General features: G+C 73.6%; 8 protein-coding genes, 1 tRNA gene and 1 pseudogene. 2 read left to right on the top strand and 8 right to left on the bottom strand.

Annotated features, from left to right (window positions below; all coding sequences use genetic code 11):
- A partial coding sequence (locus ADY01_RS22760) for a WYL domain-containing protein (RefSeq protein ID WP_049576834.1) occupies window positions 1-259 on the top strand: 259 nt, incomplete at its 5' end.
- Window positions 260-519: 260 nt separating this feature from the next.
- Here the strand turns inward: ADY01_RS22760 and ADY01_RS22755 are convergent.
- From ADY01_RS22755 to ADY01_RS22745, 3 genes are all read right to left on the bottom strand, one after another.
- Window positions 520-593 (bottom strand) — tRNA-Thr (locus tag ADY01_RS22755).
- 266 nt (window positions 594-859) lie between these two features.
- Window positions 860-2446 (bottom strand): alpha/beta hydrolase, encoded by a 1587-nt coding sequence (locus tag ADY01_RS22750; protein WP_049576831.1) that lies wholly within the window; start codon window positions 2444-2446, stop codon window positions 860-862.
- Window positions 2447-2502: 56 nt separating this feature from the next.
- Window positions 2503-3705, bottom strand: a complete 1203-nt coding sequence (locus ADY01_RS22745) for a DNA polymerase III subunit delta' (protein ID WP_049576827.1) — start codon at window positions 3703-3705, stop codon at window positions 2503-2505.
- 171 nt (window positions 3706-3876) lie between these two features.
- Between ADY01_RS22745 and ADY01_RS22740 the strand changes: the two genes are divergently transcribed.
- A complete protein-coding gene (locus ADY01_RS22740; protein WP_049576824.1) occupies window positions 3877-4659 on the top strand; it encodes a hypothetical protein in 783 nt (260 codons plus the stop codon).
- Between the two features lie 22 nt (window positions 4660-4681).
- Here ADY01_RS22740 and tmk read toward each other — a convergent pair whose 3' ends face one another.
- The 5 genes and pseudogenes from tmk to ADY01_RS22715 form a co-directional block, all read right to left on the bottom strand.
- A complete protein-coding gene (gene tmk / locus ADY01_RS22735) occupies window positions 4682-7600 on the bottom strand; it encodes a dTMP kinase (RefSeq protein ID WP_049576822.1) in 2919 nt (972 codons plus the stop codon).
- A gap of 133 nt (window positions 7601-7733) precedes the next feature.
- A complete protein-coding gene (gene topA, locus ADY01_RS22730; RefSeq protein WP_049576849.1) occupies window positions 7734-10637 on the bottom strand; it encodes a type I DNA topoisomerase in 2904 nt (967 codons plus the stop codon).
- A gap of 206 nt (window positions 10638-10843) precedes the next feature.
- Entirely contained in the window at window positions 10844-12415 is a 1572-nt protein-coding gene (locus ADY01_RS22725; protein WP_049576819.1) for a DUF7059 domain-containing protein, read from the bottom strand.
- Between the two features lie 34 nt (window positions 12416-12449).
- Window positions 12450-13127, bottom strand: coding sequence for a hypothetical protein (locus tag ADY01_RS22720; protein WP_063784312.1), 678 nt, complete (start codon window positions 13125-13127; stop codon window positions 12450-12452).
- 50 nt (window positions 13128-13177) lie between these two features.
- Window positions 13178-13564: pseudogene (locus tag ADY01_RS22715) on the bottom strand (HAD-IA family hydrolase); the annotation flags it as partial.
- Window positions 13565-13646: the final 82 nt, after the last annotated feature.

Raw genomic sequence — 13646 nt, 5'->3', positions numbered from 1 at the left:
CCCCCGCGACACCGCCACCCTGAGGCTGGTGGCCGGCGCCGCACCCCAGCTCTCCCCCACCGACCGCCGCCAACTCGCCCACGCCATCGACCAGAAGGGCCCCGTCACCATCGCCTACATCGCGGCCTCCGGCGCCGCCACCGTACGCACCCTCAGCGAGCTCGACCTCGACCCACCCTTCCTCTACGCCTGGTGCCACCTCCGCGACGACGAACGCGTCTTCGCCCTCACCCGCATCCAGCACACCCTCCCGGGCTGAACCGAGCACGCCACCACGTGCGCGCGCCCACCACTCCCAGGGCCGGAAGGAGTCCTCCGCGATCCGGTGCGACATGGAACCCCGCTACGGACACCGCGGGCTTCCCTGGGAACTGCTTCCACCCCCCGCTGTGCACCGCCTCGGCGGGACGGACACCACCGCGAACGGCGGGAGGAGCGGTCAACCACCACCCCGACGACCGATGATCGCGCACAAGGCAAAAGCCCAGGTCAGAAGCTAGATGACCTGGGCTTTATCTGAGCCGCCTAAGGGAATCGAACCCTTGACCTACGCATTACGAGTGCGTCGCTCTGGCCGACTGAGCTAAGGCGGCGGGGCGCTTGCGTCCTGGTGGGGCGCAGCGCTGGCCAGTCTACACAGGTTTGGAGGGCGCCTCCGAATGCCTTCTGCGGAGCAGGTCGTCCGTCGCAGCGCGCAGCGCCCGGAGGCGTTTGGACCAGCGGTGGCAGTCCAGGCAGGTGGTCAGGTGGGTGCTGAGCTCCTGCTCGGTAACTCCGGGTGGGAGTGGATCGCCTTCGGTCTGCGCCGATATGGCGGTGCGGTAACGGATGCATGGCATGCGGTCATCATCGCAGGCCATCAACAGGTGGTGTTCTCCTCCGGGCTGACATTCTCGAGCAGGTAGTCGTTGACCGCGGAGTCGACGCAGGAGCTGGCGCCGCCGTACGCGCCGTGGCCGTCGCCGTCGTAGGTGAGGAGGACGCCGGAGTCCAGCTGTTCGGCCAGGCCCTGGGCCCAGGCGTAGGGGGTGGCCGGGTCGCGGGTGGTGCCGATGACCAGGATGTCGGGGGCGCCGGCGGCCGCGATGCTGATCGGGGTGCCGGTCGGCTCCACGGGCCAGGCGGCGCAGAGCAGGGTCGCCCAGGCGAAGTCGCGGCCGAACGTCGGCGACGCCTCCTCGTAGGAGTCGAGCGCGGAACGGACCGCGTCCGGGTCGGAGTTGCCCGCCGGGCTGTCCAGGCAGCTGATCGCCGGGAAGGCGAACATCGTGGTGCCGTAGGTGCCGTCCGGCTCGCGCTCGTTGTACATGTCGGCCAGGTCGAGCATCGCCGCGCCGTCGCCCTCGTCGATCGCCGCGGTCAGCGCCTGGCGCAGCATGGGCCACAAGTCCTCGGCGTACAGGGCGAACGAGACGCCCGTGGCCGCCAGGGACTCGGTCAGCGGTCGTTCGGCGTCGCCGGTCGGCACCGGCTCGGCGTCGACGGCGGTGAAGAAGTCGAGCAGAGCCCCGGAGGCGGAGTCGGCGTCGCCCGTGCCCAGCGGGCAGTCCTGGCGGGAGGTGCAGTCCTCGGCGAACGAACGGAACGCCGTCTCGAAGCCGCCGGCCTGCTCGCGGTCGGTGTTGAGGGTGGGAAGCCTGGGGTCCATCGCGGCGTCGAGCACCAGCCGCCCGGCGCGCTGCGGGAACAGCCCGGCGTACACGGCACCGAGCTTGGTGCCGTAGGAGAAGCCGACGTAGTGCAGCTGCTCGTCGCCGAGGACCGCGCGCAGGATGTCCATGTCACGGGCGGACTCGATGGTCGAGATGTGGCTCAGCAGGGAGCCGGAACGCTCCTGGCACCCCGCCGCGAACTCGTCGAACGCGGCCAGCAGCTCCTCGACCTCGGCATCCGAGTCGGGGGTGCGGTCGGTGAGCGTGTAGTCGTCCATCTCCTCGCCGCTCAGGCACTCCACCGGCTCGCTCCGGCCCGTGCCGCGGGCGTCCAGGCCGACCATGTCGTACTGGGCGCGAACCTCCGGCGGGAACAGGTAGTTCGCCGAGTCCTGCGCGAAGTCGACGGCGGAGGCGCCCGGTCCGCCCGGGTTCATCAGGAGCGCGCCGATCCGCCCGTCCGCGTCGGTGGCGCGGGCGCGGGTGACGGTGAGCTGGATGTCGCCGGACTCATCGGCGTTCTCGTAGTCGAGGGGAACGGTCAGGGTCGCGCACTGGAAGCCGGTCGCACCGCAGGACGTCCAGTTCAGCTCCTGCTCGTAGTAGGCCTGGAGCTCGCCCGGGATCTCCTCGGGCAGCGGCTCCAGCGCGGGCGCGTCGGGCGCCGGGGACGGCGAGTCGCTGCCCGAGGCGGCAGGGGAACGCTCGTCGGGCCGGTCGTTCGAGGAGCAGGCGGTGAGGAGCAGGGCCGTTGATGTGAGGAGGGCCAAGGTGAGACGGCCGGTGGTGCGCATGAGTCCCCCGTGCTGAGTGGTACGTGCGTGCCGAGTCGTTCTGTGAGGGTAGCCGCTCAGCGAAGGGCCATGGTCATTGCCTCGACGGCGAGAAGGGGCGCGACATTCCGGTCGAGCGCCTCGCGGCAGGCCAGGATCGCCTCCATCCGGCGGAGCGTCTGCTCCGGCCGCGAGGCGGCGGCCAGCCGCTCGATCGCGGCGGCGCTCTCCCCGCCCGCGAGGGCCACGCCGCTGCCGAACTGGCGGGCCAGCACGTCCCGGTAGAAGGCGGTGAGGTCGGTGAGAGCGAGGTCGAGGGCGTCGCGCTGCGTGCGGGTGGCGCGCCGCTTCTGGCGGTCCTCCAGTTCCTTCATCGCGCCCGCCGTGCCGCGCGGCAGCCGCCTGCCCTCGGCGCCGCCGAGCGCGGCGCGCAGCTCCTCCGTCTCCTTCTCGTCGCGCTCCTCGGCGAGCTGCTTGGCGTCCGCGGCGGCGGCGTCCACCAGCTCCTGCGCGGCGCGCAGGCAGCCGCCGACGTCGGTCAGCCGCGCGGGGATGGCCAGGACCGCCGCCCGGCGGGCGCGGGTGGCCTCGTCGGTGGCGATCCGACGGGCGCGCCCGATGTGGCCCTGGGTCGCCTGGGCGGCGGCCCGCGCGACATCGGGCTCGACGCCGTCGCGGCGCACCAGGACGTCGGCGACGGCGTCGACCGGGGGGGTGCGCAGCGCGAGGTGGCGGCAGCGCGACCTGATGGTGGGCAGGGCGTCCTCGGTGGAGGGCGCGCACAGGAGCCAGACGGTGCGCGGCGCGGGCTCCTCGACGGCCTTCAGCAGCACGTTCCCCGCACCCTCGGTGAGGCGGTCGGCGTCCTCCATGACGATCACCTGCCACCGGCCTCCAGCCGGGGAGAGCTGCGCGCGGCGCACCAGCTCGCGGGTCTCCTTGACGCCGATGGTGAGCAGGTCGGTGCGGATGACCTCGACGTCCGCGTGCGTGCCGACCAGTGAGGTGTGGCAGCCGTCGCAGAAGCCGCAGCCGGGGCTGCCGCCGAGCGCCAGGTCGGGGCTGACGCACTGGAGCGCGGCGGCGAACGCGCGGGCGGCGGTGGCCCCGCCCGAGCCGGGCGGGCCGGTGAACAGCCAGGCGTGCGTCATCGAGGAACCGGCCAGCTCCGGCTCCTCGCCGCCCGTCACGGCCTTCACATAGGCGTGGGCGTCGCGGGCGGCGGCGGTGAGCTGCGCCGTCACCCGGTCCTGGCCGACCAGGTCGTCCCAGACGGTCATGGCCCCTCCCTCTCCTCCGCTCCCACGGCGCCCCCGCCGCGGCCGGTCCCACTCGGTCTCGCGTTCATTCTGCGCCACCCCACTGACAACCGGGGCCGTTCGGCGGAACCTGGTGTGAGCGTTCCGTGACGCCAGCCTCACCCCATAGCGACCATCTGGGATGTTTACCGCATGATCAGCACTCTCCGTGGCGCCCGGCGCACAGCGCTGTGCTCCGTCGCCCTCCTCGTCGCCGCCCCCGGTGCGGCACCCGTGTGGACCGTGGCCACAGCCGCCGCCGCACCCCGCACCCCGGCCGACGCGGGTGCCGGCGCCGATACGGAAGCCGCCGCGGACCAGGGTTCCAGCTCGGGCCTCGGCGCGTTCGCCCGCATCCGGACGGGTGCGCACGGCGCGACCCCCGCCCTCGCCGAGGTCCAGGCCACCCACCCCGCGGGCCCGCAGCGCGTCTCGCTCGCGACGGTCGCGTTCGGCTCACTCGGGAGCGCGCGCGGCGTCACGGCCGCCGCCACGGGCGACGACGCGACGGGGCGCGTCGGTGCGCGAGCCGGAGTGGACGGCGCCGACATCGACTTCGGCCCCGCCGTGCTGCGCACCGGCCCGGTGTACGCCCACTGCTCGGCCGTCCCCGGCGCGGAGCCCGAGGGCTCGGCCGTCCTGACCGAGGCGGCCGTCACCGTTCCGCGCGTCGCGGAGATCACGTTCGACCGGGCGCCCGCACCCGGCACCACCGTCGAACTCCCCGACGGCATCGGCCGGGCCGTCCTCAACGAGCACACCGCCGAGGCCGACGGTTCGTTGACCGTCAGCGCCCTGCGGCTGCGCGTCGACGGCCATGAACTGACCCTCGGCAGCGTCACCTGCCGCCCCGGCGCCACGTTCGCGGCGGAGGGGTCCGGAGGGTCCGGAGAGTCCGGAGGGTCCGGACAGGGAAGGGGCCCGGCCGCCCCATGAGCGGACCGGACCCTCGTCCACGTCAGCGCCGGCGGCCGCGGCCGTCGTGCCCTTCCTCGCCCTCGCCGCCATCCCGGCCGTCGTCCGCGCCGGGACCGGCGTTCTCGTCCCGGTGCGGGCCGAGCAGTTCGTCGGCGAGCGTGGGAACGTCGTCGAGCGGCGTCTCCTCCGCCCACTCGGGGCGGCGCGAACGCTGCGCGGCGTGGGCTGCGGCCTCCTCCTCGCTGAGGCGGGGCAGCGGACGCGTCTGATCCGACGTCTCCGGGCCCTCGCCGCGCGGGATGATGGCGGTCTGCTCGTTGTCCGGGTTCGGCGGCAGCGGCACCTGGACCGTGTCGGTGTTGTCCTCGGCGGCCAGCCGCGCCTGCTCGGCACGGAGCAGCGCCTCCTCGGCCTTCCGCTGCTTCTCCCGGCGCCGCTCCTCGGCCTGCGCCCGCAGTCGCGCCTCCTCCTCGGCCTCGCGGCGGCGGCGCTCCTCCTCCTCGCGGCGCACCCGCTCCTCCGCCTCGCGGCGGCGGCGATCCTCCTCGGCCTGACGGCGGGCCTCCTCGGCACGCAGCCGCGCCTCTTCGATGCGACGCGCCTCCTCCGCGCGCTTGCGCTCCTCCTCCTCGCGCCGCTTGCGCTCCTCCTCCTCGGCGCGCAGCCGGGCGAGCTCCGCCTGCCGCTCGCGCTCCCGGCGCTCTTCCTCTTCCTTGCGCTTCCGCTCTTCCTCCGCGCGCAGGCGCTCGGCCTCCTCGGCCCGCCGCCGCGCCTCCTCCTGCGCCCGGATCTCGGTCTCGGACAGGGGCAGCATCTGGTCGAGCCGGTGCCTGGCGGCGGCGGTGACGGACTCGGGGTCCTGCCCGGCGTCGATCACCAGGTAACGCGCCGGGTCCGCGGCGGCCAGCGCCAGGAATCCGCCGCGCACCCGCTGGTGGAACTCGCTCGGCTCCGACTCCAGCCGGTCGGGCGCCTCGGTGAAGCGCTCGCGCGCCGTCTCGGGCGAGACGTCGAGCAGCACGGTCAGGTGCGGCACCAGGCCGCCCGTCGCCCAGCGCGAGATCCGGGCGACCTCGGTCGACGACAGGTCACGGCCCGCGCCCTGGTAGGCGATCGAGGAGTCGGTGTACCGGTCGGAGACGACGATCGCGCCCCGCTCCAGGGCCGGGCGGATGACGGAGGAGACGTGCTCGGCGCGGTCCGCCGCGTACAGCAGCGCCTCCGCCTCGTGCGACAGGCCGTCCGAGGAGACGTCGAGCAGGATGGTCCGCAGCCGTTGGCCGACCGGGGTCGCGCCCGGCTCGCGGGTGACGACCACCTCGTGGCCCTTGCCGCGGATCCACTCCGCCAGCTTCTCGACCTGCGTGGACTTGCCCGCGCCGTCGCCGCCCTCGACCGCGATGAAGAAACCCGTGGCCAACGGCGCCGCCTCCGGCTCACGCCCCCCGCGCAGGGCGTCCGTCAGGTCACGCCGGAGCGGAACCCCGCGCCGGTCGTCCGTCCGGCCGAGCACCACCGCGGCCACCGGCAACAGCAGCGCTCCGATGATCATGAGGGTGAACGCGGCACCGCCGTGGTCGATGACGAAGTCGCCCCGCTCCACCCGGTGCGGCCCGATCAGCGCGGCGGCCAGCGGGGCCACCACCACCGCGAGGCCGATGGCGACCCGCGTCACCGCGTGCAGATGCCGCGTCAGGCGCGGGCGGCGGAAGTCCTCGGTCTCCTGGTCGAGCAGCGTGTGCCCGGTGTGCGCCGCGACGCCCGCCGCCGCGCCGGTGACCACCGCCGTGAAGAGCACGGTCGCCGGGTCGGAGATCAGCCCGGTGCCGAACAGCCCGAGCCCGTTCAGCGCCAGCGCGAGCGCGAACAGCCGACGGCGCGAGAACGCGGGAAGCGTCGCGGGCGCGAGCCGCACGCCGGCGGCCACGCCCCCGGTGAGCGCCAGTACCAGCAGCCCGAACAGGACCGGCCCGCCGCCCAGATCGGCCACATGCAGGACGCCGAGCGCCACCGCCGCGGCGATGGAGGCCGCCGCCGCCGCGCCACCGAACACCAGCACCGAGATGGCGCCGGTCCTGCCCTTGTCGGTGCCGGTCCCGGCGGACGGACGGCGCAGGCCCTCCAGGGGCGAGACCGGCCGCCGCGGCTCGGTGCCGGGCAGCTTCAGGAAGTACACGACCGAGATCGCCGCGGCGAAGAACCCGGCGGCCACATACGACCCCATCGCCGCCTGGTGCTCGGCGAACCAGTCGAGCTGCGTCGCCAGCAGGTTGCTGATGAGACCGGCCGCGACGAGCACCGCCGCGGCGGCCGGGATCGTGACATACCCGCTGCGCAGCCACAGGCGGCGCAGCGCCTCCTGATGGTCCGGCAGGGGCCGGACGGCGGCGCCCTCAAGGGGCGGCGCGGGCAGCAGCGCCGGGGCGACGGAGTCCCTCGCGACGGTCCAGACCCGTTCGGCCAGTCCGGTGACGAGGATGGTGAGCAGGATCCACACGTACGCGCTGTCCGGCACCCAGTCGATCCACAGCGGCGCGACGATCAGCAGCCCCACGCGCAGCCCGTCGGCGCCGATCATGGTCCAGCGGCGGTCCAGCGGCCCCGAGGGCGCCAGCAGTCCGGCGATGGGGCCCAGCAGCAGCACGCCCGCCAGCAGCGTGGCGACCAGGCGCACGCCCAGGGCGACCGTGAGCGCGAGCGCCACGCCGCGGTAGTCGCCGCCGAACACGGGCTCGCCACCCGCCGGGGCGTACAGGGCGGCCTGCACGGCGAGCAGGAGCAGCACCAGCGTGCCCAGGGCGTCACCGATGCCCCCGGTGACCCGGGCCTCCCACAGCCGGCGGAGCTCGGGAACCTGCAGCAGTGCGCGCCTGGCGCGCTCGCGGGAGTCCGCGGCAAGCGCCTCGTCGGTGGCGCCGCGGGCGGGGTCGACAACCTCTGGTTGCTCTGCTCGCGTCATTCGGCCAGCGTAACCGCCGCGGAGGAGGGGAGCGCCACCCACCCGAACATTTGCCCGGGAAACGATGGCAGTTGCGACCGCGGACGCTCCCCCGCCCTGTGCGAACGGCCTCCGGCGCCGCCCCGACCGTTGGCTATTCCGCGCTCGGCTCCGAAGGGGCGGACGGCTCGGCCGCGGACTTCTTCGCACCCGCGGCCTTTTTGGCGGGAGCCTTCTTCGCGGGAGCCTTCTTGGCCGCCGCCTTCGTCGCGGTCTTCGCGGCGCTCTTGGCCGCCGCCGCCTTCGTCGCCGTCTTCGCGGTGGCCTTCTTCGCCGGCGCCTTCTTCGCGGTGGCCTTCTTCACCGCCTTCTTGGCGGTCTTCTTCGCCGGGCCCTTGGCCCGCTTCTCGGCCAGCAGTTCGTACCCGCGCTCCGGCGTGATCGTCTCAGGGTCGTCGTCGCGGCGCAGCGTCGCGTTCGTCTCCCCGTCCGTCACATACGGGCCGAACCGCCCGTCCTTGACCACCACGGGACGCCCGGTCACCGGGTCGCCGCCCAGCTCCTTCAGCGGCGGCTTGGCGGCGGCGCGCCCGCGCTGCTTGGGCTGGCTGTAGATGGCCAGCGCCTCGTCCAGCGTGATGGTGAAGAGCTGTTCCTCGGTGGAGAGCGAACGCGAGTCCGTCCCCTTCTTCAGATACGGCCCGTACCGCCCGTTCTGCGCGGTGATCTCCTCGCCCGACTCCGGGTCCGCCCCCACCACGCGCGGCAGGGACAGCAGCCGCAGCGCGTCCTGGAGGGTCACCGCGTCCAGCGTCATCGACTTCAGCAGCGAGGCGGTGCGCGGCTTGACGGCGTTCTTCCCGGTGGTCGGCACGGACTCCGGCAGCACCTCGGTGACATAGGGGCCGTAGCGCCCGTCGCGGGCCACGATCTGATGGCCCGTCCCCGGGTCGGTGCCCAGCTCGAAGTCGCCGCTCGGCTTGTCCAGCAGCTCCTGGGCCAGCTCGACGGTCAGCTCGTCCGGCGGCAGGTCATCCGGCACGTCCGCGCGCCGCGCCGACTCGTCCGGCCCGGCCTTCGGGTCGGGCGGCGCCTCCACATAGGGCCCGTACCGCCCCACGCGCAGCACGATGCCGTCGCCGACGGGGAAGGAGGAGATCTCCCGCGCGTCGATCGCGCCCAGGTCGGTGACCAGCTCCTTCAGCCCGCCGAGGTGGTCGCCGTCGCCGTTCCCCGCGTCGGCGGCGCCGCCGCCGACCGGCCGTCCGCCGTCCGCGCCGAAGTAGAAGCGCCGCAACCACGGCACGGCCTCGGCGTCGCCGGTGGCGATGCGGTCGAGGTCGTCCTCCATCTTGGCCGTGAAGTCGTAGTCGACCAGCCGTCCGAAGTGCTGCTCCAGCAGGTTGACCACGGCGAAGGAGAGGAACGAGGGGACCAGCGCCGTGCCCTTCTTGAAGACATAGCGGCGGTCGAGGATGGTGCCGATGATCGTCGCGTAGGTGGAGGGGCGGCCGATCTCGCGCTCCTCCAGCTCCTTGATCAGCGACGCCTCGGTGTAACGGGCCGGCGCCTTGGTGGCGTGGCCGTCGGCGGCGATCCGCCGGGCGGCCAGCGGGTCGCCCTCGGCGACCGGCGGCAGCCTGCGCTCGCGGTCGTCCAGGTCCGCGCCCGGGTCGTCGGCGCCCTCGACATAGGCCTTGAGGAAGCCGTGGAACGTGATCACCTTGCCGGTCGCGCTGAACTCGCAGTCCCGCCCGTCCGCGCTGGTGCCCGCGACCCGGACGGCGACCGACTGGCCGACCGCGTCCTTCATCTGCGAGGCGACGGTCCGCTTCCAGATCAGCTCGTACAGCCGGTACTGATCACCCGTCAGCCCGGTCTCGGCGGGCGTGCGGAAGCGGTCCCCGGAGGGGCGGATCGCCTCGTGCGCCTCCTGCGCGTTCTTCACCTTGCTCGCGTAGACGCGCGGCCGGTCCGGCAGGTAGTCGGCACCGTAGAGCTGCGCGACCTGCGCGCGGGCGGCGGAGACCGCCGTGTCGGACAGCGTGGTCGAGTCGGTGCGCATATAGGTGATGAACCCGTTCTCGTACAGGCGCTGGGCGACCTGCATGGTCGCCTTGGCGCCCATCCCGAGCTTGCGCGAGGACTCCTGCTGGAGCGTGGTGGTGCGGAAGGGCGCGTAGGGAGAGCGCCGGTACGGCCTGGACTCGACGGAACGGACGGCGAACGCCGTCTGCTGGAGCGCGGTGGCCAGCGCGCGGGCGCTCTCCTCGCTGAGCTGCTGGACCTGGCCCGGGTTCTTCAGCTGCCCGTCCGAGCCGAAGTCACGGCCCTGGGCGACGCGCCGTCCGTCCACGGCGGTGAGCCTGGCGTCGAACGCGCCGTCCTCGGGGACGGTGGTGAAGGTGCCGGTGAGGTCCCAGTACTCGGCCGAGCGGAACGCGATCCGCTCCCGTTCGCGCTCCACGACCAGGCGCGTGGCGACGGACTGCACGCGTCCGGCGGAGAGCCGGGGCATGACCTTCTTCCACAGCACGGGGGAGACCTCGTAGCCGTAGAGGCGGTCGAGGATGCGGCGCGTCTCCTGGGCGTCGACGAGCAGCTGGTTCAGCTCGCGCGGGTTGTTCACGGCGGCGCGGATGGCGTCCCTGGTGATCTCGTGGAAGACCATGCGGCGGACCGGGACCTTGGGCTTCAGCACCTCTTTCAGGTGCCAGGCGATGGCCTCGCCCTCGCGGTCCTCGTCCGTGGCGAGGTAGAGCTCGTCGGAGTCGGCCAGGAGCTCCTTCAGCTTCCTGACCTGGTCCTTCTTGTCGCTGTTGACGACATAGAGCGGCTCGAAGTCGGCGTCGACGTTGACGCCGAGGCGGGCCCAGGGCTGGCCCTTGTACCGGGCGGGCACCTCGGCGGCGCCGCTCGGGAGGTCTCGGATGTGCCCGACGCTGGCCTCGACCACATAACCGGGGCCGAGGTAGCCCTTGATCGTCTTGGCCTTCGCGGGCGACTCGACGATGACAAGTCGACGTCGGCCGTTCGCGGCTTCGCTGGTCGGGGACAACATCTGCTCTTCTCTGCAGCCCGGGGGAAAGTACTGACGATGCGGAGTGTGACGGTACATCCCTGCTGCGTGTCAAATGGGAAAACCCCGCAACGCATCTCGAACGGTAACCCGAGATCCGCCATTCCCGCCGCCCGGCCGTGCCCGGCATGTTGTCCGTGAACAGTCACCGACGGTGCGGCCCGCCCGCCCGGGGGCCTCCACGCTCACCCGGCCGGAAGGAGAAAGCCCTGCTCAACCAGTGGTCGCAGCCATGCGCCCGCCCCCTCACGCAGCGTGAAGGGGTCCTCTCCGAGCAGGGATGCGATCGCGTCAAGGATCGTCCCCGCGACGAGTGTTCCGTCACAGCTTCCGGCGAAACCGGCTCCGACGGTGTCCAGCGCGGTGGCGCGCATCATGCCGTGCCGCTGCCGCAGGACGATGTGCTCGGGGTCCTCGGCCCCGGGCGCGCCGACCTGTTCCTGGACCACCCCCTCGGCCAGGACGTACCGCGCGGACAGCAGCCCGGCCTGCCCCCCGTCGCGGTCGCGGTCGTCGTCGCGGGCGCGGTCGCGGAGGAAGTCCTGGCGGGCGAAGTGGGCGAGAACGGTGTCCCCGAGCGGTTGTTCGACGGCGTGCGGCCAGTCCTCGACGCGGATCGCGGGGCGTTCGGCGCCGGTCCTGCGCAGCATGACCCAGCCGAAGCCGACGGCCAGGGCGCCCCGCGCGGCGAACTCGTCCAGCCACGCCCCGTACGCCGCCTCGTAGGCGGCCCGGTCGCCGCGGTGCAGGCCCGCGTCGCGCAGCCAGAGCTCGGCATACTCGGCGACGTCCTGCTCCTCGCGCCGCACGATCCAGGCGTCGCAGCCGGGCGGCACCCAGGCGGCGAGCCGCTCGCGCCAGTCCTCGCCCTCGGTCCGCTCCCAGTTGGCGAGCAGCTGGCAGTGGCCGCCCTCGGCCAGGTGCGCCGCGGAACGCCGCACCAGCGTGCGGCAGAGCGCGTCCCCGGCCATCCCGCCGTCGCGATAGGTCAGGCCGGCGCCGTCGCGGGCGGGCGAGATCACGAACGGCGGGTTGGAGACGATGAGGTCGTAGCCGGGCTCGTCCGCCACCGGGTCGAACAGGGAGCCCAGGCGCAGGTCGGCGGGGGGCGCGCCGGAGAGCGCGAGGGTGAGGGCGGTCATGCGCAGGGCGCGCGGGTTGACGTCGGTGGCGGTGACCAGGTCGGCGTGGCGGGACGCGTGGAGCGCCTGGACGCCGCTGCCGGTGCCCAGGTCGAGCGCACGGGCGACGGGTGTCCTGACGGTCAGCGCGGCCAGGGTGGCGGAGGCGCCCCCGGCGCCGAGCACCACGTCGGGCGCCTGCCCGGCGGCTCCGTCCGCCCCGGGGGCGCCACGGGAGTCGGAGACGATCCAGCCGTCCCGGCTGCCGGCGCCGTCGCCGTCGCCGCCCGGGGCGCCTTCGGTCGCGTAGGGGCGCACCTCGACGGTCGCGCGCACCTCGTCGCCATCGCGCGTGAGCCATCCTTCGCCGAGCGCCTCGTCGAGCGGCAGCGCGCCCCGCGCCACGCCGTACGCGACGGGCCGCCGCAGCAGGAACAGCCGGGTGAGCACGGCCAGCGGCCCGTCGTCCGGGTGGGTGGCGCGAAGGGCCGGGACCGTCTCGCCCCGGGCCAGGGCGGCGTGGGCGGAGGGTCCCAGGAGGTCGAGCAGTCCCTCGGGCGTGAACGAGGCGGTCAGCAACGCCTCGCGCAGTCGCGGGGTGCCTGGGCCGGGGGCGGGAAGACCGGTGATGCGCACGCCCCCATTGTGGCGACCGCGCCCCGGCGCCAGGTCACTGGTCCGCGCTCTCGCCCTCCGCCGGGCTCTCCTCGCCGCCCTCGTCTCCGGCACCTTCGTCCCCGGCGCCCTCGTCCCCGGCGCCCTCGTTCGCACCCTGGCCGTCCTCGGCCGAAGGGGAGGGGGTGGGCGGCGGGCTCTGGCAGCCCTCCTGGCGGCCCAGGGCCTCGCCGAGCTCGCCGGACTCCAGCTCGTTCAGCGCGTCGTTCCCGCTCTGCCCCAGCTCCTCGAGGCGCGGCAGGATCTCGCTCAGCCCATCGGCGAACTCGGCCTGGTCCTCGGTGTTCAGGCCCTCCACGTCCTCCTTCAGGCCGGCGAAGGAGCGGGAGAGCCCGTTGAGGGCCGAGACGGCGTCCTCGCGCACCTGCGCGCCGTTGTCGACGGGCGGGTCGCCCGCCTGCTCGACGGCCTCGGCGAGGGAGGAGTACGCGTCGGAGATGTCCTGGTACGCGGTCGCGTCGACCTCCTGGACCTCCTGCGGGTCCCGGTTGCCCTCGCTCACCTCGGCGATGGCGGCGTAGGCGCCCTGGATCTTCTCCACCTGGGGCTGTAGCTGGTCACAGACCTGCCCGGCCCACTCGTCGGCCTCCGCGTTGTCGTCGCCGCCGCACGCCGGAAGCGTGAGGAGGAGCGCCGCACAACCCGACAGTGCCACCGCGAGCTTCTTGTTCACCGTTCCTCGTCCCTTCGTGGAGCGGGCCTGCCGGGGAACTTACACGCCGCTCATCCCTCGTCCGAGTGACGGCCTGGCTCACTGTCCGGTTTTGCAGCCATTTGCACCACGGCGGCCAGGGCCTCGCGGAGTTCCGCGACACGCCGGTAGTGGAGGCCCGTCATGCCGAGGCCGCGGGCGGCTGTGACGTTCGCCTCCGTGTCATCGACAAAGAGACATCTCGTCACCGGCACCCCGGCGCGCTCGGCCGCGAGGCGGTATATGCGCGGGTCGGGCTTGGCCGCCCCGACCCGGGCGGAGTTCACGACGGCGTCGAAGGACCGCCCCGGCAGCACGCCGAGCGCGGCGAGGTCCGCCTCGAGACGCGTGGTCGCGTTGGACACCAGCAGCACCGGCACGCGCCGGCGCACTTCCCCCAGCAATCGTTTTCCGGAATCGCGCGTTGTCTCTTCCCGGACTTCCGCTTCGGCCCATGACGCGTCATGTGAGGGGTGCTACCGTGCTGGACATGTACACCGC

This window comes from Streptomyces sp. SBT349 (genome assembly GCF_001083795.1).
Classification (GTDB): Bacteria; Actinomycetota; Actinomycetes; order Streptomycetales; family Streptomycetaceae; genus Streptomyces.
Note: the sequence above shows the minus strand (reverse complement) of the source record. Positions and strands in the feature narration are given on the sequence as shown.

Excerpts from the sequence above, each read along its gene's own strand:
- ADY01_RS22750 (WP_049576831.1), bottom strand. The coding sequence starts at position 2,446 with ATGCGCACCACCGGCCGTCTCACCTTGGCCCTCCTCACATCAACGGCC.
- ADY01_RS22745 (WP_049576827.1), bottom strand. The coding sequence starts at position 3,705 with ATGACCGTCTGGGACGACCTGGTCGGCCAGGACCGGGTGACGGCGCAG.
- ADY01_RS22740 (WP_049576824.1), top strand. The coding sequence starts at position 3,877 with ATGATCAGCACTCTCCGTGGCGCCCGGCGCACAGCGCTGTGCTCCGTC.
- tmk (WP_049576822.1), bottom strand. The coding sequence starts at position 7,600 with ATGACGCGAGCAGAGCAACCAGAGGTTGTCGACCCCGCCCGCGGCGCC.